Here is an 18,903-nt window from a genome sequence, read left to right on the forward strand (position 1 = left end):
AAGCAAAAGGGGTTCCGGGACTAGCCCGGAACCCCTTTTGGCTACGTCTTTTCAGAAGTTATTTACTCCGCAATCAGTTCGTAATGCTTTACGCTACGTTGCCGGTAATACACGGCTATCGCCAGCAGACAACCAGCAAAGGCCATGATGGCCCCTACCCACTGGGGCGATGCGTAACCCAACCCAGCGGCAATCGGCAGACCACCCAGGTAGGCACCCAGTGCGTTACCGATGTTAAAACCGGCCTGACTCACCGACGATGCCAGCATATCGGATCCGTTCGATGCCCGAATCATCAGAATCTGAATGGGTGCCCCCAGCGAGAACGAAATAGCCCCTGTCATAAACGTCATGATCAGCAGTGGAATTTTGAACGGCGACACCACGTATACCACCAGCAGACAAACGACCATCAGGGCCAGAAACAGCGCTGTGGCTTTGATCGGCGAAATCCGGTCGGCTACCCAGCCTGACAGCAGGTTTCCAACGGCCATGCCTACGCCAGCCAGTACCAGAATATACGTAATCTGACTACTCTGAAACCCGGCTACTTCGGTCAGCAGCGGGGCAATGTAACTGAACCAGGCAAAAAGCCCTCCGGTTCCGATTGCCGTAATTCCCAGAATCAACCAGGGTTCGGCGTAGGAAAATAGTTTCAGGTCTTTGCGGATGTTCGATTCACCCACTACCGGCATTTCGGGCAACAGTTTGTAAATACCGCCCATCGTGATCAGACCTACCACGGCAATGATCAGGAATGTAATGCGCCAGCTCATGGTATGCCCGATGTATGTACCCAGTGGCACACCAATAATGTTGGCAATCGTCAGCCCCGCGAACATCATTGAGATAGCCTGCGCTTCTTTACCACGCCCCGCCAGTCGGCTGGCAACGACGGCTCCGACGCCAAAGAAAGCACCGTGTGGCAGGCCCGACAGCAGGCGGGTAATCATCATGATTTCGTAGTTCGGTGCAAACGACGACAGGGCGTTACAGAACGTAAACATGGCCATCAATCCCAGCAGAATTTTCTTGGGCGGGTAGTTCCCGGCAATACCTACCAGAATAGGCGCGCCCAGCACCACGCCCAGCGCATAGGCCGAAATGAGGTGCCCCGCAACGGGAATAGAAATGTTCAGCGAGTTGGCGATGTCGGGCAGAATACCCATCATCACAAACTCCGTCATGCCGATACCGAAGCCGCCCATCGTGAGCGGAAACAAACTTTTTTTCATGCGTAGTGTATTGGTTTTGAACAGGTCGGCTAGTTTGTTTTCGACGCTGTCACCCCGTTGGCTTTGTACCCGCGAGGACCATTCGACTACAGAAAAGCAAAAAGCCGGAATTCGTTTCCGGCTCTGTGAATCTTATAACATCTTAGCCAATCGATGCAATTAACCGGCTATCCTGGTCAGCGAACTAGTGTCAGCGTTCCCTGTTGCTGGTGGTTCGTAATACGTTTCCTGATTTTTAGCTGATAGTCAATCTGCCAGGCATAGGGACCCGACTCAGCGAGCTGCCCCTGGTAGTAACCATCCCATTGGAAGGGGGCCTCCTGCGTCTCGAAAATCACTTCGCCCCAGCGGTTAAACACCCGCATTGATCGGATCGTGATGGCCCCACAGCCGTAAACCAGAAACTGATCGTTGAGTCCGTCCCGGTTGGGGGTGAAGCTGTTGGGCGCATACAGCCGGCAATCGCAGGCATCGTAATCCACCGCTACCGAATCGGTTACCGTAGCGCACTCGTTCTGCACACTGGCCTGAAATACGCCGTTTTGACTAACGGTACGTTCCTGATCGGCAAAGCCATCCAGCCAGCGAAACGTCCCCGCTTTAACTACCGGCTGTATCCTGGCCGACTGGGTACCGCACAGCTCCCGGTCTGGCCCCAGTTCCAGCGTTGGCCGAGGGACGTAACGTACCTGAACAGAATCGGCGACAACACACTTGGCCCTCGACACTGTAACCCGATAGGTACCCGCCTGGCTTACGGTATAGGCTGCTCCTCCGCTTCCGTCCTGCCAACGGTACGTAGCAGCGGCATCGGCCGGAACGTTTAATTTTAGCGTCTGTCCCTCGCAGAGGGTCGTATCAGGTCCCAGTTCCAGGTCGATGGCGTAGTCAATTTTCACCGAATCAACCAGCGTTTTGCAGCCCGTAACGGCCGTTACCGAATACCGGCCCGGCTTTGTTACCAGTAACGTTGGCTGCGTACTGCCATCGTTCCAGCGGTAGCTAAAGGCGCCCGGCGTAGTGGCATCGAGCCGATGGGTACTCTGCCGACTGCATAGGGTTGTGTCATTGCCCAGATCGAGTTTGACCTTGCGCAGTGACACGTCGTCAACGTAGATGTAGTAGTACCCCAGAAACGGAGGTTCTTTGTAGAAACTGCCAATCGTTACGTAGGCTTCCCCCCCACTCGCCGTGAACGAGCCGGAAACCGATTGCCACTGGAGACGGGCCACATTCCCCTGGGCCGTATTGTCCAGCACTTGCGGACTGGCGGTTAACATCGTGGTCATGCCACTTGTAACCGGCTGGGCAGAAAAATAGGCTCCCAGCGTTCCGGGAATGTACTTGGCCACCACGTCGGGGGCTACATACATCTCGAAGTAGTAACACTCATTCGCCTTCAGGGGCTCCGTCAACGGCACCGCCATGTATTCCAGAAAGTCCTTATCGAAAAACAGGTGCGTTTGTCCCTGCCCAGAATGGGGTGCCAACTGCGCCGGGCTTCCCGCAAAACACTGGTGGTAAAAATCGGGGGTCGCTTTGGTGGGATTGTACCAGGGGGCTGCTTCAAATAGCAGGTTACTCTGTTCCGGGCAGTGCTGGTACGTTTCAAACCCACCGTTCGGGATTAGATTTTGCCCGGCAACGAGCGCTGGCAGCACCAAAAGCACTAAAACCAGCCAAAGAATTACTCGTTGCATGAACGTGTTCTTGCGTTAAACAGCCCTGATTTATCTAAAAAATGACACCAAAAGAGATCGTAAGATACAATATTTTTATTGGATAGTACAAAAATCAAATCAACTGGGCACACGGGTTTCCCCAGTCGCCGAATCAGGCAGGGACAAACTTTGTATGCCGGCTCGTAACATGCCGTCATGGCCGAAATTCGTACTTTCGCCCTATGAGTCAGAAAACCATCAACGTAGGCGTGGTGCAGGCCACACCCGCTTTATTCGACCTGGAGAAAACCGTCGATCTCACGATTTCCTGGATTGAACGAGGTGCCGACGCTCACTGCCAGCTGCTGCTTTTCCCGGAGTCGTTCATTCCCTGCTACCCGCGCGGATTGCGGTTCGACGCCATCGTGGGCCGCCGTACGGACAAGGGAAGCGACATGTGGCTGGACTACTGGTCGAACAGCGTCGAGACCGACAGTGAGCCCATCCGCCGGATTCAGGCAGCTGTAAAGAAAGCGGGACTATTCGTTGGGCTGGGAGTTACCGAGAAAGAACCGATTGGTGGTACGTTACACTGTTCCCTCCTTTATTTCGGTCCCGACGGTACGTTGCTGGGCAAACACCGCAAATTGAAACCAACGGGTCTGGAACGCTACATCTGGGGCGAAAGCGACGGCAGTACGCTGGCTACGTTTGCTACGGACCTGGGTCGGATTGGCGGGCTGATCTGCTGGGAGAACTATATGCCCCTGGCCCGAATGGCAATGTACCAGAAAGGCGTCGAGATTTACCTCGCTCCCACCGCCGACGCCCGCCCGTCGTGGCAGTCGACCATGCAGCACATTGCACTGGAGGGGCGCTGTTTTGTGCTGGCCAGCAACCAGTTCGTCCGCAAAGCCGATTACCCTGAGCGTTATCAGGCCGACCTAATCGACGAGCCGGAGATCATGAGCGCGGGCGGCAGCGTGATCGTCTCCCCGCTGGGTGAGGTCTTGGCGGGTCCGCTCTGGAACGAGGAAGGTTTACTGACTGCCAGGCTGGACTTTTCTGTCCTGGCGAAAAGTAAACTCGATTTCGACTGCGTAGGCCACTACGCCCGACCAGACGTTTTCAATCTTGGTGTGGCCAATCAGCCGGAAACCGTACGGGTAGTATCCTCGAACGGCTAATAGAGGCCAGACAAATTGCAGTTGTAAATCAGCCCAAACCTGGTAATGAGCAATAGACGGGGAGATTATTTAGATCACGACTTCGTTGGAATTGATTTGCAGATTTTTCAGACTCCAGCGCAATCCATATAGAATATTTTTCCGGGTTATCATTCGGGGCTGGTAATAGGGGTCATCCGTTTCCCAGTTAGCTGCCGACAGTTCAGCATGGCTCACATCCCGCGTGATCGACCAGGCGGTAAAGTCTTTCGTCCACTTTTTTGATACGTAGTAATAACCGCCCCGCCCTTTGAACGTAAAAGCTTCAAAATACAAGGTGGCTATGTACTGATCCGAAAGATCATAGATCATGAATATTTCCTTCGCGTCATCTGTAAACAGACCAATCCAGTGCTGTAGTAGCATCTCACGAAGGTCTTTGAAGGCCGGGTAATAACCATCATCGTCGTCAGGCACTACACCCAGATAATCCACCAACGCATATGAATCTCCTGTTAATATTCCGCCGTCGACGCGTACGATCGTGTCGGCGTACGTGCCCCCTTTCTGATCAAATAGAACGTGAATCATCGTATCGACTCTCAGGTTTTTCCATCGGCACGTCATTAGGTAATGATATGTATCCTGAGAAGTTCGGCAAAATAGCATACATTCCTGTTCTACAGCATAGCTTCCGTCAGCGGTTCGTCGATCGTAGCTGCTTTACGTCGGTACTGAATCCGGCGCTGACCAGCTAAAAGGATCAGCAGCCCCATCAGCACGCAGACAGCCATGACGCCGACCATTGGGATCGGCGTATTGTTGTGCAATAAGCTGACAGCACCGGAAACGAGCGCTCCAAACGTCATCCGGAAACTTCCCATCAGGGCTGCGGCACTGCCAGCATGCCGGGTAAACGGAGCCAGTGACAAGGCCGATGCGTTGGGATTCGACAAACCCTGTCCGGCCAAAAATAGAAACAGCATCCCAATCAGGCCGTAGGGGCCGTACCAGTCGAACCAGACACCGATAACCAGCAGCAAACTAATCACAGACTGGTAGATCAGGGTTGTGTACACAATCTGCTCGCTCTTGAAGCGCTTCAGCAGAAACCGGTTGAGCTGGGTTGGCCCGATCATCCCAAACGCCAGAAAGGCGAATATCCAGCCGTAGCGTTGCTCACTAATGTGGTATTGATTGATAAAGACATCCGGTGAGCCCGAAATGTAGGCAAAGGGAGCCGACGTAGCGATTCCTCCCACCAGGGCGTAGGTCAGAAACTGGGGCTGTTTCAGCACCGTGAAGAAACTGCTCAGTACAGCCTGAGGACGTAACGACAGCGAGCTATCCGGTTGGCGCCCGTCGGGTAACACGAAGTAGATGGCGACCAGAATAAGCACCGTAATGATGGCCAGAATCAGGAAGATCGAGTGCCAGCCAAAGGCTACCGTAGCGTAGCCACCCACCGTGGGCGCCACCATTGGCGACACCGCAATAACCAGGGTCAGTAACGAAAACACCTGGGCAATTTCACCGACCGGAAACAGGTCGCGTACCAGCGCCTGAGCGGCTACCATGCCCACGCAGCCGCCCAGCGCCTGGAAAAATCGCATTACAATCAACGCATCGATCGACGTAGCAAAAGCGCAGCCCATCGACGCCAGTAGATATATGACCAAGCCGGCATACAATGGACGCTTACGACCAAATCGATCGAGCAGCGGCCCATACAGCAATTGCCCAACGGCAATACCCACCAGATAGGCCGTCAGCGACAGTTGCACCTGCGAAATGGAGGTGTGCAGATCGCTGGCAATAGCCGGAAAGCCCGGCAGGTACATGTCGATGGAGAAAGGACTGATCGTGGAGAGGGTCCCCAGAATCAGGATAATCGTAAAATGCTGTCGGCGTGTCATGAACTCGTAACGGTAATCTGTCAAAGAGACATTCCACAGGAAATGATTGTTCCCCGCCCGTACAAACGCCCGGCTAAAACCAGTCTGTGGTCGTAGTCGGGCGTTCTTTATGCTACAGCAAAACCAAAGTGAGCCTGCATAAACTCGGGCAGGAATCTAATAACAATATCGGATACCGGAAAACTCTTTACTTCTACCGCTTGCCCCTACTAGTTGTTCAGCAACAAGATCAACCTCATAGCTCGTCCCATTACATCAACGTAATACGGGTCGTGCGTGATTGTCCAGCTATCGCTCAGCAATACTTCTCGAACGATCGGATGAAAAAGATCTCTTGCTATTGGTTTAGTGCGCCAGCAGCCAGTTCTCGCCTATACCGATGCCGGTTTCCATCTGAACGGCCATCGGGATGGCGTTTTTCATAATGGCGTCGACCCGCTCGCGGAGGTAGTCAATTTCGTCGCGGTGGGCGTCGAAGACCAATTCATCGTGCACGGTCAGGATCATCTTCGACTTCAGATTCTCGGCCTGCATGAACTCGTGAATCTGGATCATAGCGATCTTGAGCATGTCGGCCGCACTCCCCTGAATCGGCGCGTTCACGGCGTTACGTTCGGCGAACATCCGGTCGGTCTGATTACGGGAGTTGATATCGCGCAGATACCGACGTCGGCCCAGAATAGTTTCGGCGTAACCAAAGCCGCGCGCTTTTTCAATGCACTGATCGATGTAATCTTTCACTGCCGGGAAACCCGCAAAATACTCGTCAATGATCTGGGCGGCTTCCTTACGCGGAATCTTCAGCCGCTGGGCCAGACCGAAAGACGAGATACCATAAATGATCCCGAAGTTGATGGTTTTGGCTTTCCGGCGCATATCGCCCGTTACTTCCTCAATCGGTACGTGGAAGACCTTACTGGCCGTCTGGGTGTGAATATCAACGCCGTTGTTAAACGCATCGAGCATCGTTTGATCTCCACTAAAAGCCGCCATGATCCGTAATTCGATCTGCGAATAGTCGGCCGACATGATCAGGTATTCCGGACCTCGGGGCACAAACGCTTTGCGGATTTCCTGACCACGGGGCGTCCGGATCGGGATGTTCTGCAGGTTTGGGTTCGTGGATGACAGCCGTCCGGTACTGGCAACCGCCTGATTGAACGATGTATGAATCCGGCCGTCGCGTTTGCTGATCAGCAGCGGCAGCGCATCAACGTAGGTATTTTTAAGTTTGATCAGCTCGCGGTAGTCCAGAATCTTCCGGGCAATTTCGTGCTCCTCTTCGAGTTTAGACAGAATCTCTTCGCCCGTTGCGTACTGGCCGGTTTTGGTCTTCTTGGCATTCTTGTCCAGCTTCAGCTTATCAAACAGAATCTCGCCCAGCTGCTTCGGCGACCCGACGTTAAACGACTCACCGGCGATCTCATAGATTTCCTGCTGCACCTGCCGCATGTCGGTTTCCAGCGTGGCCGATAGCTCAGCCAGCGCGTTGGTGTCCAGCGTAACGCCTTCCAGCTCCAGATCGGTCAGCACCTGCACCAGCGGCATTTCAACCTGATCGAACAATTTATGCAGATTGTCCTTCTCCAGGCGGGGCTCAAAGGTTTGCTTAAGCTGTAACGTAATGTCAGCATCTTCCCCGGCGTAGTCAACGACCTTCTGAATCTCGACGTCGCGCATGGTCAGCTGCCCCTTTCCTTTCTTCCCAATCAGCGATTCAATTTCGACAGGCTGGTAGTTTAGGTAGGTCATCGCCATCATGTCCATGTTATGGCGCATTTCGGGTTCGATGAGGTAGTGCGCAATCATGGTGTCGAACAATTTGCCCTGTACGTTCACACCGTACTTTTTCAGCATCAGCAAATCGTATTTCAGGTTCTGTCCGATCTTACCAATGGCCGGATTTTCGAACATCGGCTTGAACTCATCCACAATCGCCTGGGCCTCCGCCCGATCCGCCGGAACCGGTACGTAGAAAGCTTCGCCGGTCTGGTACGCGAACGACAACCCAACCAGGTCAGCCTCGACGGGATCCAGGGCCGTCGTTTCCGAGTCGAAGCAAATGCTCTCCTGAAGACTCAGGTATTCCAGCAGGCTGGCCCGTAATCCAGGTGTATCGACCAGCCGGTAATCGTGTTTAACCGAGAAAATCGTTTTTCGGCGCTCGGGCTGATTCTCATCAATCTCGTAATCAGGATAAACGTCCAGGAAAGCCGGCGTTTCGGTCACTTCCGCCCCGGTTTTATCGTCGGTTGAAATAGTATTCGTCACCGCGTCGGGCGTTGCTTCCGAACCTGACGCAAAGGGCGCTGTCACCGGGACATTGGCCGCCTTCGTCCGCTTTGATTTTGGCTTGTCGGCAGGCGCAGCGGGTGCCACGCTGGACGTATCCACGCCGGACGCATCATCCGGGCCAAAATCAAACGGCAGATCATCGGCTCCCGACGGGTTAGTCATCCCCATATTCGGGAACGGCAGGAACGCGGGTGCATCGCCACCCGGAGAATCAAACAGGTTCATCTGTCCCCGACTGGATTGTCCCGGACTGGATTGTCCCTGGGGAGCATTATTATTTTTGAATGCTTCGGGCAGGGGCTTCTCGTCATAATCTCCGCCCAGCAGCCGGGTCTTCATCTGCCGGAACTCCAGCTCATCCAGCAGGGCCGCCAGTTTGGGCTTGTCGTATTCGGTATGCCGCAGGTGTTCTTCGTCGAACGGCACCGGAACGTCCAGATGAATGGTGGCCAGTTGCTTGGAGAGCATTCCCTGCTGACCGTAGTTGATTACGTTTTCTTTCAGTTTTCCTTTGAGTTGGTCGGCATTGGCAATCAGGTTCTCCACCGATCCAAAGTCGGCAATGAGCTTCTGCGCCGTTTTCTCGCCAATACCCGGAATCCCGGGAATGTTATCGACCGAATCACCCACCAGGCCCAGCATATCGGTTACCTGTTCGATCCGCTCGATCTGCCAGCGTTCCAGCACTTCGTTGATACCCTGCTTTTCGGCGGGCTTGCCCATGAACGCGGGCTTATAAATATGCACGTGTTCCTCAACCAGCTGCCCGTAATCTTTATCGGGCGTCATCATATACACCTCAAAATCAGCCAGAGCCGCTTTTTTGGCAATGGTACCAATAATATCATCAGCCTCATACCCATCCAGAATCAGGATCGGGATGTTCATCGACTCGATGATCTTCTTGATATACGGCGTTGCTACGCTGATGTCTTCGGGCTGCGACTGGCGCGTGGCTTTGTACTGCGGAAACTGCTCGTGGCGGAATGTCTTTTTTGAGGAGTCAAAGGCGACACCAATGTGCGTTGGTTTTTCCTTCGTCAGCACCTCAATCATGGCATTCATGAACCCGAAAATGGCCGAGGTATTTACACCCCGCGATGAGATACGGGGCGACTTATTGAAAGCAAAGTGAGCGCGGTAAATAAGTGCCAGCGCGTCTAATAAAAACAGTTTTTTCTGGGGTTTGGCCATTCGTCGGTAGTCGCAAAATCGTACCCCAAAGGTCGACAGTCTTGCCGATAATCAGAGCGATTTTTGTCGATTAGTTTGTGTTGATTTTGTGTAAAACCAGGTCTTTTATAACGTTTCTGCCTGCGTTTTGATTCCTCCGGGTGGTATCTGCGACCGGTATAAAACAAACATGAGCCGCCCGGTAGAGCAGCTCATGTCTGATAATTTGATCTTCCACTTCTATGGCATCAGCAGCCGGTCGATGATGTGGATAACACCGTTGGTTGCTGATACGTCAGGCCCGGTTATGTTCGATGCCGTAGTTCCATTACTACGTCCGCGCACCGCTACACTGGTTGTACTGACAACCGCCGTCAGGCTGACACCGGAGAGGCTGGTTGGCAGACTGGCACCATTCGTGATAAGTGGAGTATACAGCCGATTGCCCGGGATAACGTGATACGCCAGTATCTGCTGAAGCTGGGCAACAGGCAGCGCATTTACGGCCGCTACTGATGTCAGACTGGGTACAGCTGCCGTAAAGGCTGCATCGGTCGGCGCGAAGATGGTGATCGGTACGCCCGATGAAGCCGTTAAGGAACTGACAAGTCCTGCCCGGGTCACGGCCGCGGTCAGGTACGAGAATGAGTTCGCCGATGCAGACTGTGGTGCGGTTAATGCCAATAGCGCTGGTATACCGGCAATGGTCTGAACAACGTTACCAAAAGCAGGGGGCAGCATCACCCGGTCAATGACATGGATGACTCCGTTGCTGGCCTGTATATTGGCCTGCGCTATACGAGCCCCGTTTACTGAAATCGTCGTCGATGTAGTGGTGGTGGTTGCAGGCTTGGTGATATAAATCGTCCCACCGCCCAGCGTTTGCTGTGGCGTGTTAACCCCCGTAGCAATCGTTCCCGACTCAAGCTTTGTGTTTAACACGTGATAGCTCAGGACCTGCGTCAGCAAATCAACCGGCGCCGTATTGATGGCAGCTTCCGTCGAAAAGCCAAGCAGAGTAAAGGCCGCATTTGTTGGCGCGAATAGTGTATAGTTCCCTGACTGGCTCAATGCACCATTCAGCCCCGTACGCATCAGTGCCGCGTTCAACAACGAGAACTGGTTGGTGCCCCCGTTTCCGTTAGCAATCGTTTCGGCAATAGTCTGGGTAGTTGGTGTATTATCATCATTAGGCTTACAGGACAAAATACTGATGCCCAACGCAATAAATAAGGCAAACAACGTCCCCCATGAGGACAGAAACTGACGAAAAGAGTACATGGATCGGAATATTAGTTAATTGTGAGACGTAGTACTATCATTAAGATACAGCAATACAGGAATGGTAACAGCGCTTCGTACGTTTTGTTAGCCTTTTTTACCAAGCGTCGAGTTTTGCGTAAAACTGCGCTCTTTCGGGCCTATCTACACCGCTAACTCCACATAAACTTAACTTCTTGAATCCGGTTAGTATACCAACCAGTTACATAAAATGAAACGTATTCAGGCTCTATTATTCTTTCTAGTACTTTCTATGAGTTGTCAAAGCCGCCGAACCCAGGATACCCCCACTGGTTCCGATGACTCCAGCATGGCAATGCGTCCGGCTCCGCTGCCAGCCGATACGCTTTGTTTCCGGCAGGTTATCAAACAGGATACGACCACGCTTAAACTGGTTGTCAATGGTTCGACCGTGAGCGGCTATCTGGATATCGATCCATTCGAGAAAGATCAAGCTAAAGGGCCACTCAGCGGTACCATACGCGGCAATCAGATTCAGACCGAATGGCAGCGGTCGGGCGAAGGCGTTACGCAAACCTACGTACTTACCTTGACGCTCAACCCCAATACAGTAACCTGGCCTGAAGGCGAACGGGTTGACAAAAAGGGACGCTGGGAGCTGAAGTCCCCAACGGGCAACTATACCTATGCCCTGGCCCGAATTTCCTGTCCCTGACGGCGGGACTGAAACCAGGATATATCTGTACTTTTGTGCTTTGTTCGTAGCGGTCTGCACTTAACACCCAATCAATGCCAAAACCCAAATACGCCCGCGACTCCATGACGGTTATGACCGAAATGGTGTTGCCCAACGACACTAATACACTGAACAACCTGATGGGCGGGCGCTTGTTGCACTTCATGGACATTGCGGCTGCTATTGCCGCCCAGAAGCATTCCAACCGGATTGTTGTTACGGCCTCGGTCGACAACGTATCGTTTGCCGAACCGATCCGGCTGGGCAATATCGTCACGATGAAAGCGCAGGTAACCCGCGCCTTTAACTCGTCGATGGAAGTCTACATCGAAGTGTGGGCCGAAGATATTCCGGCGGGAATCCGGGTCAGCACCAACAGTGCCTATTATACTTTCGTCGCCGTCGATCAGAGCGGTCGCCCCATTGAGGTACCCGCCGTCACGCCCGAAACGGACGAAGAAAAAGAACGCTACATCAGCGCCCTGCGTCGGCGTCAGCTCCGCCTGGTCCTGGCCGGCCGCATGAACCCCCATGACGCGACGGAGTTACGGGAGTATCTGAATGTGGGTGTGAAAGAGTAGAGTAGGAACAAGGATGAAATGGAGAAAGAAACAAGGAAAAGCTTTACCTATGCTTTCTTGTTCCTTTCTCCATTTCATCCTTGTTCCTTTTATTGCCCCGCCTTCAGCGACTGCCACGCTACCATCTGCCACTGGTTTCCTTTGCGGACATAGACATCGGTATAGCGCAGTTTTGTGTCAACGGTTGTGCCGTTATTAATGGCTTTAACCGTGCAGGTTCCGTTGATAACGGCCGTTCCCCCGTAGACTCGTACGTTCATCTCCCCCGGCTCGATCGCATCGTATCTCGATTTCCCATCTTTGATCGACTGGATGTACGACTGCTTTGTATCGGAGTTGCCGCTGGAGTGAACATAGATCATATCGTCGGCCAGCAGCCGTTCCAGGGCTGTATAGTCTTTTTTTACCTGAGCCTCAAAGCGCTGCAATTCCGCTTTCTTGACCGCATTGGCATCGGCCTGCATGGTGGTACTCATACCCGCCGAGGGCGCTACGGATGTTTGCGCCTGGACGGCATAGAATGACAACAGGAAACCGAGGGTCAGGATTGATTTCATACGTAACGAATAGTCTGATGTAAGGCGCGAAGGTAACGGATAACAAAGCATGGTGCACGCGCCTTCTACCGTCCGGGCTCGTTCATCTGCGTAATCGACTGGTACACCAGCACCCGGAATTTATCGAGCAGATCGCCGTAACGATTCGGGGATTTCTGGGTGTAGATCAGGGCAATCAGATCCTCTTTGGGATCAACCCAGTAGTTTGTCCCAAAAAAACCGCCCCACTCGTAGGTACCCGGCGTCATCAGCAATCCGGTGGCCCCATGCTCCGCAATAATTCCAAAACCCAGCCCAAATTTGTTGGGTCCCTGGTTCAGCCCACCAATCTGGTTTGACGTAATCAGCTTGATTGTCGTAGGACTCAGCAATCGTTTCCCTTTATAAGCGCCACCGTTGAGCAACATCTGCAGAAATTTGGCGTAATCGGCCATCGTAGACGATAGCCCCGCCCCGCCCGAAAAGTAAGTACCTGATGTCTTCGGATAATCCGGCGACACACCCGACTGCCCCATCTGCCGCCGTATGCTTCCGTCGGCATTTTCGGTATAGAGAGCCGCCAGCCGATTCTGCTTGGCCGGAGGGAGGTAGAAGTACGTATCGCTCATGCCGAGCGGCTCGAACACGCGGGTACGCAGGTACTGATCAAGCGACTGCCCCGACCAGATTTCAATCAGATAACCCAGCACGTCAACACTCAGACCATACGTCCACCGCTCGCCGGGCTGGTGCGCCAGGGGCAACGTAGCCAGTCGGGTTATGGCATCGGCCAGAGTTCCCTTCGGGGTACCAATGCCGCTGGGAATGTTGTTTTTAGCATAAATAGCACTCATCTCTTTGGTACCAATCACCGGATAGCTGATTCCCGACGTGTGCGTCAGCAGTTGCCGAATGGTGATTTCGCTTTTGGCTGGTACCGTCGTGTAACTCGAATCCTTGGGGTCGAATTTGTCCAGTACGCTGGGTTTCCTGAAAGCAGGAATGTACTTTGACACCGGATCGTCGAGCAGGAATTTTCCCTCTTCAAACAGCATCATGGCACCGATACTCGTAATGGCTTTGGTCTGGGAAGCAACGCGCACAATGGCATCCGTTCGGAACGGTGTTTTTGCCTCCATATCGTCCTGACCATAGGCTTTCTCGTAGACGACTTTACCATGACGGGCAATGAGCACGCTGACACCCGCCTGCCGTCCTTTGGCGATGTAGTCGTTGATAACAGCGTCCATCCGTTGGAGCCGCTCAGTACTCATATCCACGCTTTCGGCCGAGGCTGGTTGCAGGGTGGTTCTGGCATTGGAATTTACGGCCGACGTAATGGGCGATTGCGCCGAAGCCGTAACAAAAAAACCGGCCAGAAGGCCGGTTAGAAAAACTGTTTTCATGAAGCACAGGTCTATAGCCGCAACTAAAGTACGTCATTTTCTGGTTGCATTGACCGATTCAACCAGTCGCACGACCGCCCCCGATTGCCGGGCTTCGGTAACAGAGGTCATGGCAATCGTATTATTCTCCAATACGCCCTGCGAACTGTAGTCGCCTTCTACCTGCGTGTTTCCATTCACCCGGATGATGTTCCGTGTTTTGTCAATTACTTTAAATGTGGTACCGGTTAGCTGCGCCGTTACGCGCTCGGTTAATGCACCATTGTTATAATTTTTGTCCAGGTAAATTTCATTGTCGTTAGCGGCCTTGGTAACAGTAACAACCATCGAATACGATTCGGGATTATACTCAAACCCACCCACGTTTGTCGATATTTGAGCCCCACCCGAATACGTACCCAGATACTGTTCGCGGGGATCGACGTCACTTTCCGAACCAAGCCGTTTACAGCCTGTAGCCAGCGAGCCAATCACAAGCAGGGCGATGAATACATTACGAAACGAAACAATAAGCGGGTTGGAAGCCATGAGTAGTAATCAGTGAAGATGCTTTTGTCTACCAAACGCAAAAAGCGCTTTCCGACGTATAAACCTACAAGAAAAGGCGTATTTCACTCGCTTTTTGACCCATTGCCTTGCTTTTTCAGGCATAAACATCTGTCAGAATCCAGAATCGTTATATTTGAATAAATATAACGATTTATTGAATGTCCCGTTCTTCATTGAGTCGGTTTACTTTGTTGTTTCTAGGCGCACTAATTGCCGCCAGCAGCTATGCGCAACCCATCACCATTTCCGGCGAGGTAACCAAATCGCTAACCCTACAGCCCGCTGATCTGAAAGCGATGCCGCATACGACCGTAACGGCAAAAGACCGCGATGGCAAGGAACACAGCTACGCGGGTATCCCGCTGGTCGATCTGCTGAAACAAGCCGGAGCCAGCACCGGCGGTGAACTCCGGGGCGAAAACCTGGCTAAATACGTGATTGTTACAGCCGCTGATTCATACAAAGCTTTGTTTTCTTTACCCGAGCTTGATCCGGAATTTACCAACCGGATGATCCTCCTGGCCGACAGCGTCGACGGAATGCCCCTACCAGCGGAAGCAGGGCCTTATAGGATCATTGTTCCAGACGAGAAAAAGCCCACCCGCTGGATTCGGAAGGTTACGTCCATTGACGTTCGATTCGCGAAGTAGACCTCCTTCTGACGTTGTTTTGGCTCACCGGCACGTATCAGCACACAAAGTCCTCCGGCTCGCCCCGCATTTCTATGTTTAAAAAGCTACTTTTTCTTCTCTTACTCTGTTCCACCGGCCTACAGGCGCAGTCAATCCGCGTGGCGGTGGCAGCCAACGCCCAGTTCGTCATGAAATCACTGGGCGATGCTTTCCAGAAGCAGTCTGGTGTTAAAGTAGAAGCCATCGTCAGTTCGTCGGGCAAATTGACGACGCAAATCCAGCAGGGAGCGCCGTATGACATTTTCCTATCTGCTGATATGGCTTATCCCGCTACGTTACACAGAGAAGGTTTTACTACGGCGGCCCCTATTGTGTATGCCTACGGTTCATTGGTACTCTGGACCATGGGTACGCTACCACTTTCTGCCGATTTGACCGTTTTGAAACGTTCAGCCGTCCGTCATATTGCCATCGCCAATCCGGCTACGGCCCCCTACGGCGAAGCAGCTGTTTCGCTGTTGAAACACAAAAAACTGTTCGATCAGGTACAGCCCCGAATTGTGTATGGCGAAAGCATTTCGCAGGTCAATCAATACGTTCTAACCGGTGCGGCTGAGGTCGGCATCACGGCCAAATCCGTTGTTCTCGATCCCAGTCTGAAACAACGTGGCCACTGGATTGACCTGCCTCTCCGGGGGTATTCGCCCATCGCGCAGGGCGTCGTTGTCCTGAAACGTACTCAACAACCCAAGGCCGCCCAGCAGTTCATTCAATTCTTACGTAGCGCCACGGCCCGGCGCATTTTGCTGCAGTTTGGGTACCGGACATAGATAGAGTTGGAATATTTTGCGCTATGCTGGTGGTTTTATCTATATTGCTGATGTAGATAAATCCACGACCGTATGCTCTCTTCCTTATCTGCTGATTCCATGAACAGCGCCCTGCTAACTTTATACACAGAGTATCTTCCTGAGATAAACAAGCTTATCAAAAGTTGTAAATGGGAATCGGGTGTTTCTAAACCTTTCTTTATGCACGTTAGTGATGAGTACATTCACGCTCCACATAAAATTCTGTTTGTAGGCAGAGAAACGTATGGCTGGGAAGATTTCAATGAATCTGATAGCCCAATCCCATCTATTGAACTGTATAAAAATGTATACGAATCCAATAAACACTATAACTCTCCCTTCTGGTGGTTTAGAGAAGGGCTTAGTCAAGAGTTTGGCATTGATAAGAGTGAATTCATGAAGGCCACTTTATGGACTAACATCTCAAAAGTTGATGTTGGTAAAAGGAGACCAACCGGCAAGGAATTTGATCAGCTTGTTCAGCTTTTCATAAATCTTCTTATCAACGAAATAGCTATTGTAAAACCAGATTTAGTGTTGATAATGACCAAAGATGGTTTCTACAACTGGCACTTAAACTACTACAATTGGCAAAAGAACAAGCCTTATGAAGAATCAGATCATGAGGTTAAACTAGAACGTTCAAGTACTGAATCGACTAAATTAGATCGTTTGATCACTAATAACCTCTTACCAGTTCATTCATACCAAATGTGTCATCCTCGAGCGTTGTGCAGAAAAGGAGGATACAGGCCCCGAGCAAATGAATTAATATCGATAATAAGAAAACAAGCAGATTTTCAACAAGAAAGTCTCATCTAAAATGAGTAGCAGTACTAGCCTCTAGGTTAAATTTTCATACTCGTTTGGTCTGGATCTTTATTTATCTGCTTTTGAATGAACCACCTTCGCCCCTACCTCCTCGTTTTTACCCTCCTCCTCCCCCTAACAACCCAGGCGAAAATTGTCCGGCTGGTTGTGCAGAAAACTGAGTCATTTGCCGATGGGCGACAATTCGGAAATGCGGGCGCTTACGAGAAGGTATCAGGGCAGGCGTTTGGCGAAGTAGATCCCAATCTGCCTCAGAACCGAATCATTCAGGACCTGCGACTGGCCCCACGTAACGGTCGGGGTCTGGTGGAATACGTATCCGATTTTGTTATTCTGCGCCCGAAAGATATGGGTAAGAGTAACGGGCTGCTGTTTCTGAGCCTACCCAACCGGGGCAACCCCTTTCCGGCCGATACGGTATTGCTTAAGCGGGGATACGTATACGTCTGGGGTGCCTGGCAGGGTGACGTACTCCCCGGCGAATCGTGGTCGGGCTGGCCGCGCCTGACGATTAAAGTGCCGGTGGCTACAGAGAACGGCCAGCCAATTACGGGAAAGCTCCGCGCCGAATTTCAGGTAACGACCCCGGCCAAAACACAGACACTCAGCAGTGGGCCGTTTAGTGGCGCAACGCATCACAGTTACGAGACCGTTTCACTCGACAACACAGGTCTGATCCTGACTCGACGGGTGCACGAAGCCGACCCGCGGGAACCTATCCCCAACAGCGACTGGGCGTTCGCGGACTGTACCAGCAAACCCTTTCCCGGTACGCCCAGCACGACAAAACTCTCACTCAAAGACGGCTTCGACCCAAACTACATCTACGAGCTAGTGTACACGGCCAAAGACCCGCTGGTACTGGGCCTGGGCTTTGCCGCCATCCGCGACATTACGTCGTTTTTACGAACAAACACGACTGACGAAGTTGGTAACCGCAATCCACTAGCAACCAGTCCGAAAACTTTACCTATCCGGGCGACTATCATGCAGGGGATTTCGCAATGCAGTAATTTCACCCGTACATTTTTACAGTTAGGCTTCAACACAGACGAAACCGGGAAACGAGTCTTCGACGGCATCAATGCTCACATCGCCACCCGACGCATTTCCCTGAACGTTCGATTCGGCCGACCGGGCGGTGGTGGCCTGCAGCGTGAAGACCACCTCTATCCCAGCAACGAGCCCCCGTTTACCTGGCAGGTAACAAAAGACCCGGTATCGGGCATCACGGGCGGCATTCTGGAAACCTGCTCGCCCGATGGCAACTGTCCTAAAATCATGCAGACGCTTAGCTCGTCGGAGTACCGGCAGATACGGGCATCGCTGCCCACGACCGATCCGGCTGGGAAACAGGACCTGGCTATTCCCGACAATGTGCGGATTTATCTGTTCGCCGGGACGCAGCATACCCCTAACGGCGCCGTGGACCCAACGACTGGATTTTCGATGAACCATAACCCCTACCAACCCGGTCTGCGCGCCCTGCTGATTGCGCTGGAGCAGTGGGTAATGGTCGACAAACGCCCCCCCGCCAGCGTCTATCCAACTCTCAAAGCCCAGACGCTGGTACTTCCTGATAAGACAAGCGTAGGTTGGCCGGCCATTCCGGGTGTAGTCTACAACGGTCGGTTCAACAACGTACCACTCCTCAACTTTGGGCCTGCCTACGACATGCACCACGTAACGGGCATTGTCACCGAAGAACCTCCGCAGCCAATCCGGGAGAATGTGTACACGGTGCTGGTGCCTAAAGTAGATCAGGATGGCAATGAAATCGCTGGTATACGAAATACGACCATGCGCGTCCCGCTGGGTACGTATACCGGCTGGGCAGTACGGCGGGCGGGTTACGGTCAGGGCGATCTGGCGTCGCTGAACGGTATGTTTATCCCCTTCAAAAAAACGAAGGCTGAACGAGTAGCCGCCGGCGATCCACGACTCTCTCTCGAAGAGCGTTACGGCACCCATGACGCCTACGTAGCCGCCGTCCGGAAAGCCGCCGACGAACTCGTTCGTGAGGGATTTATGCTCCCCGACGATGCCAGGGCAGATGTTGAGATGGCACAAAAAAATAATAGTCTACATTAACC

At 52.6% G+C, this 18,903-nt stretch carries 17 protein-coding genes; 7 read left to right on the plus strand and 10 right to left on the minus strand.

The features are described 5' to 3' along the window. Positions 1-62: 62 nt before the first annotated feature. The gene (locus HU175_RS21115; protein ID WP_176568454.1) at positions 63-1,235 is read right to left on the minus strand and encodes an MFS transporter; all 1,173 of its coding nucleotides are present in this window, start codon (positions 1,233-1,235) and stop codon (positions 63-65) included. 176 nt (positions 1,236-1,411) lie between these two features. Next, positions 1,412-2,935, minus strand: a complete 1,524-nt coding sequence (locus HU175_RS21120) for a gliding motility-associated C-terminal domain-containing protein (protein WP_176568455.1) — start codon at positions 2,933-2,935, stop codon at positions 1,412-1,414. Between the two features lie 203 nt (positions 2,936-3,138). Between HU175_RS21120 and HU175_RS21125 the strand changes: the two genes are divergently transcribed. Continuing rightward, positions 3,139-4,083, plus strand: coding sequence for a carbon-nitrogen hydrolase family protein (locus tag HU175_RS21125; RefSeq protein ID WP_176568456.1), 945 nt, complete (start codon positions 3,139-3,141; stop codon positions 4,081-4,083). A 69-nt stretch (positions 4,084-4,152) separates the two neighbouring features. On the opposite strand, the gene HU175_RS21130 is transcribed toward HU175_RS21125, so the two are convergent. The 5 genes from HU175_RS21130 to HU175_RS21150 form a co-directional block, all read right to left on the minus strand. Then, complete coding sequence (locus tag HU175_RS21130; RefSeq protein WP_176568457.1) at positions 4,153-4,653, minus strand: hypothetical protein; 501 nt, start codon at positions 4,651-4,653, stop codon at positions 4,153-4,155. An 89-nt stretch (positions 4,654-4,742) separates the two neighbouring features. Further along, complete coding sequence (locus HU175_RS21135) at positions 4,743-5,978, minus strand: multidrug effflux MFS transporter (RefSeq protein WP_176568458.1); 1,236 nt, start codon at positions 5,976-5,978, stop codon at positions 4,743-4,745. A gap of 209 nt (positions 5,979-6,187) precedes the next feature. Next, a complete protein-coding gene (locus tag HU175_RS25145) occupies positions 6,188-6,280 on the minus strand; it encodes a hypothetical protein (protein WP_176568459.1) in 93 nt (30 codons plus the stop codon). Between the two features lie 43 nt (positions 6,281-6,323). Next, complete coding sequence (gene polA, locus HU175_RS21145; RefSeq protein WP_176568460.1) at positions 6,324-9,467, minus strand: DNA polymerase I; 3,144 nt, start codon at positions 9,465-9,467, stop codon at positions 6,324-6,326. Between the two features lie 219 nt (positions 9,468-9,686). Beyond that, positions 9,687-10,727 carry a fasciclin domain-containing protein gene (locus tag HU175_RS21150; RefSeq protein ID WP_176568461.1) on the minus strand — a complete coding sequence of 347 codons (1,041 nt, stop codon included), beginning with the start codon at positions 10,725-10,727 and terminating at the stop codon, positions 9,687-9,689. A gap of 253 nt (positions 10,728-10,980) precedes the next feature. Here HU175_RS21150 and HU175_RS21155 point away from each other — a divergent pair, with 253 nt between their 5' ends. After that, entirely contained in the window at positions 10,981-11,403 is a 423-nt protein-coding gene (locus HU175_RS21155; RefSeq protein ID WP_228724232.1) for a hypothetical protein, read from the plus strand. 74 nt (positions 11,404-11,477) lie between these two features. Next, positions 11,478-12,005: an acyl-CoA thioesterase gene (locus tag HU175_RS21160; RefSeq protein ID WP_176568463.1), complete on the plus strand. Its 528-nt coding sequence runs from the start codon at positions 11,478-11,480 to the stop codon at positions 12,003-12,005. An 89-nt stretch (positions 12,006-12,094) separates the two neighbouring features. On the opposite strand, the gene HU175_RS21165 is transcribed toward HU175_RS21160, so the two are convergent. The 3 genes from HU175_RS21165 to HU175_RS21175 all read right to left on the minus strand — a co-directional run bounded on the left by HU175_RS21165 (position 12,095) and on the right by HU175_RS21175 (position 14,475). Beyond that, positions 12,095-12,562 (minus strand): nuclear transport factor 2 family protein, encoded by a 468-nt coding sequence (locus HU175_RS21165; RefSeq protein WP_176568464.1) that lies wholly within the window; start codon positions 12,560-12,562, stop codon positions 12,095-12,097. Positions 12,563-12,627: 65 nt separating this feature from the next. Then, positions 12,628-13,947: a serine hydrolase domain-containing protein gene (locus tag HU175_RS21170; protein WP_176568465.1), complete on the minus strand. Its 1,320-nt coding sequence runs from the start codon at positions 13,945-13,947 to the stop codon at positions 12,628-12,630. Between the two features lie 33 nt (positions 13,948-13,980). Continuing rightward, complete coding sequence (locus HU175_RS21175; protein WP_176568466.1) at positions 13,981-14,475, minus strand: hypothetical protein; 495 nt, start codon at positions 14,473-14,475, stop codon at positions 13,981-13,983. A gap of 179 nt (positions 14,476-14,654) precedes the next feature. On the opposite strand from HU175_RS21175, the gene HU175_RS21180 reads away from it, so the two are divergent. The 4 genes from HU175_RS21180 to HU175_RS21195 all read left to right on the plus strand — a co-directional run bounded on the left by HU175_RS21180 (position 14,655) and on the right by HU175_RS21195 (position 18,901). Then, on the plus strand, positions 14,655-15,146 hold the full coding sequence (locus HU175_RS21180) for a molybdopterin-dependent oxidoreductase (RefSeq protein WP_176568467.1): 492 nt from the start codon (positions 14,655-14,657) through the stop codon (positions 15,144-15,146). Between the two features lie 74 nt (positions 15,147-15,220). Beyond that, positions 15,221-15,958 (plus strand): molybdate ABC transporter substrate-binding protein, encoded by a 738-nt coding sequence (modA, locus tag HU175_RS21185; protein WP_176568468.1) that lies wholly within the window; start codon positions 15,221-15,223, stop codon positions 15,956-15,958. 72 nt (positions 15,959-16,030) lie between these two features. Continuing rightward, positions 16,031-16,801 carry a hypothetical protein gene (locus HU175_RS21190; RefSeq protein ID WP_176568469.1) on the plus strand — a complete coding sequence of 257 codons (771 nt, stop codon included), beginning with the start codon at positions 16,031-16,033 and terminating at the stop codon, positions 16,799-16,801. Between the two features lie 75 nt (positions 16,802-16,876). Then, entirely contained in the window at positions 16,877-18,901 is a 2,025-nt protein-coding gene (locus tag HU175_RS21195; protein WP_176568470.1) for an alpha/beta hydrolase domain-containing protein, read from the plus strand. Positions 18,902-18,903: the final 2 nt, after the last annotated feature.

Source organism: Spirosoma sp. KUDC1026, assembly GCF_013375035.1.
Lineage (GTDB): Bacteria > Bacteroidota > Bacteroidia > Cytophagales > Spirosomataceae > Spirosoma.

What these genes read in the sequence shown, in the direction of transcription:
- HU175_RS21115 (WP_176568454.1), bottom strand. Translation starts at nt 1,235, where the DNA reads ATGAAAAAAAGTTTGTTTCCGCTCACGATGGGCGGCTTCGGTATCGGC.
- HU175_RS21120 (WP_176568455.1), bottom strand. Translation starts at nt 2,935, where the DNA reads ATGCAACGAGTAATTCTTTGGCTGGTTTTAGTGCTTTTGGTGCTGCCA.
- HU175_RS21125 (WP_176568456.1), top strand. Translation starts at nt 3,139, where the DNA reads ATGAGTCAGAAAACCATCAACGTAGGCGTGGTGCAGGCCACACCCGCT.
- HU175_RS21130 (WP_176568457.1), bottom strand. Translation starts at nt 4,653, where the DNA reads ATGATTCACGTTCTATTTGATCAGAAAGGGGGCACGTACGCCGACACG.
- HU175_RS21135 (WP_176568458.1), bottom strand. Translation starts at nt 5,978, where the DNA reads ATGACACGCCGACAGCATTTTACGATTATCCTGATTCTGGGGACCCTC.
- polA (WP_176568460.1), bottom strand. Translation starts at nt 9,467, where the DNA reads ATGGCCAAACCCCAGAAAAAACTGTTTTTATTAGACGCGCTGGCACTT.
- HU175_RS21150 (WP_176568461.1), bottom strand. Translation starts at nt 10,727, where the DNA reads ATGTACTCTTTTCGTCAGTTTCTGTCCTCATGGGGGACGTTGTTTGCC.
- HU175_RS21155 (WP_228724232.1), top strand. Translation starts at nt 10,981, where the DNA reads ATGAGTTGTCAAAGCCGCCGAACCCAGGATACCCCCACTGGTTCCGAT.
- HU175_RS21160 (WP_176568463.1), top strand. Translation starts at nt 11,478, where the DNA reads ATGCCAAAACCCAAATACGCCCGCGACTCCATGACGGTTATGACCGAA.
- HU175_RS21165 (WP_176568464.1), bottom strand. Translation starts at nt 12,562, where the DNA reads ATGAAATCAATCCTGACCCTCGGTTTCCTGTTGTCATTCTATGCCGTC.
- HU175_RS21170 (WP_176568465.1), bottom strand. Translation starts at nt 13,947, where the DNA reads ATGAAAACAGTTTTTCTAACCGGCCTTCTGGCCGGTTTTTTTGTTACG.
- HU175_RS21175 (WP_176568466.1), bottom strand. Translation starts at nt 14,475, where the DNA reads ATGGCTTCCAACCCGCTTATTGTTTCGTTTCGTAATGTATTCATCGCC.
- HU175_RS21180 (WP_176568467.1), top strand. Translation starts at nt 14,655, where the DNA reads ATGTCCCGTTCTTCATTGAGTCGGTTTACTTTGTTGTTTCTAGGCGCA.
- modA (WP_176568468.1), top strand. Translation starts at nt 15,221, where the DNA reads ATGTTTAAAAAGCTACTTTTTCTTCTCTTACTCTGTTCCACCGGCCTA.
- HU175_RS21190 (WP_176568469.1), top strand. Translation starts at nt 16,031, where the DNA reads ATGCTCTCTTCCTTATCTGCTGATTCCATGAACAGCGCCCTGCTAACT.
- HU175_RS21195 (WP_176568470.1), top strand. Translation starts at nt 16,877, where the DNA reads ATGAACCACCTTCGCCCCTACCTCCTCGTTTTTACCCTCCTCCTCCCC.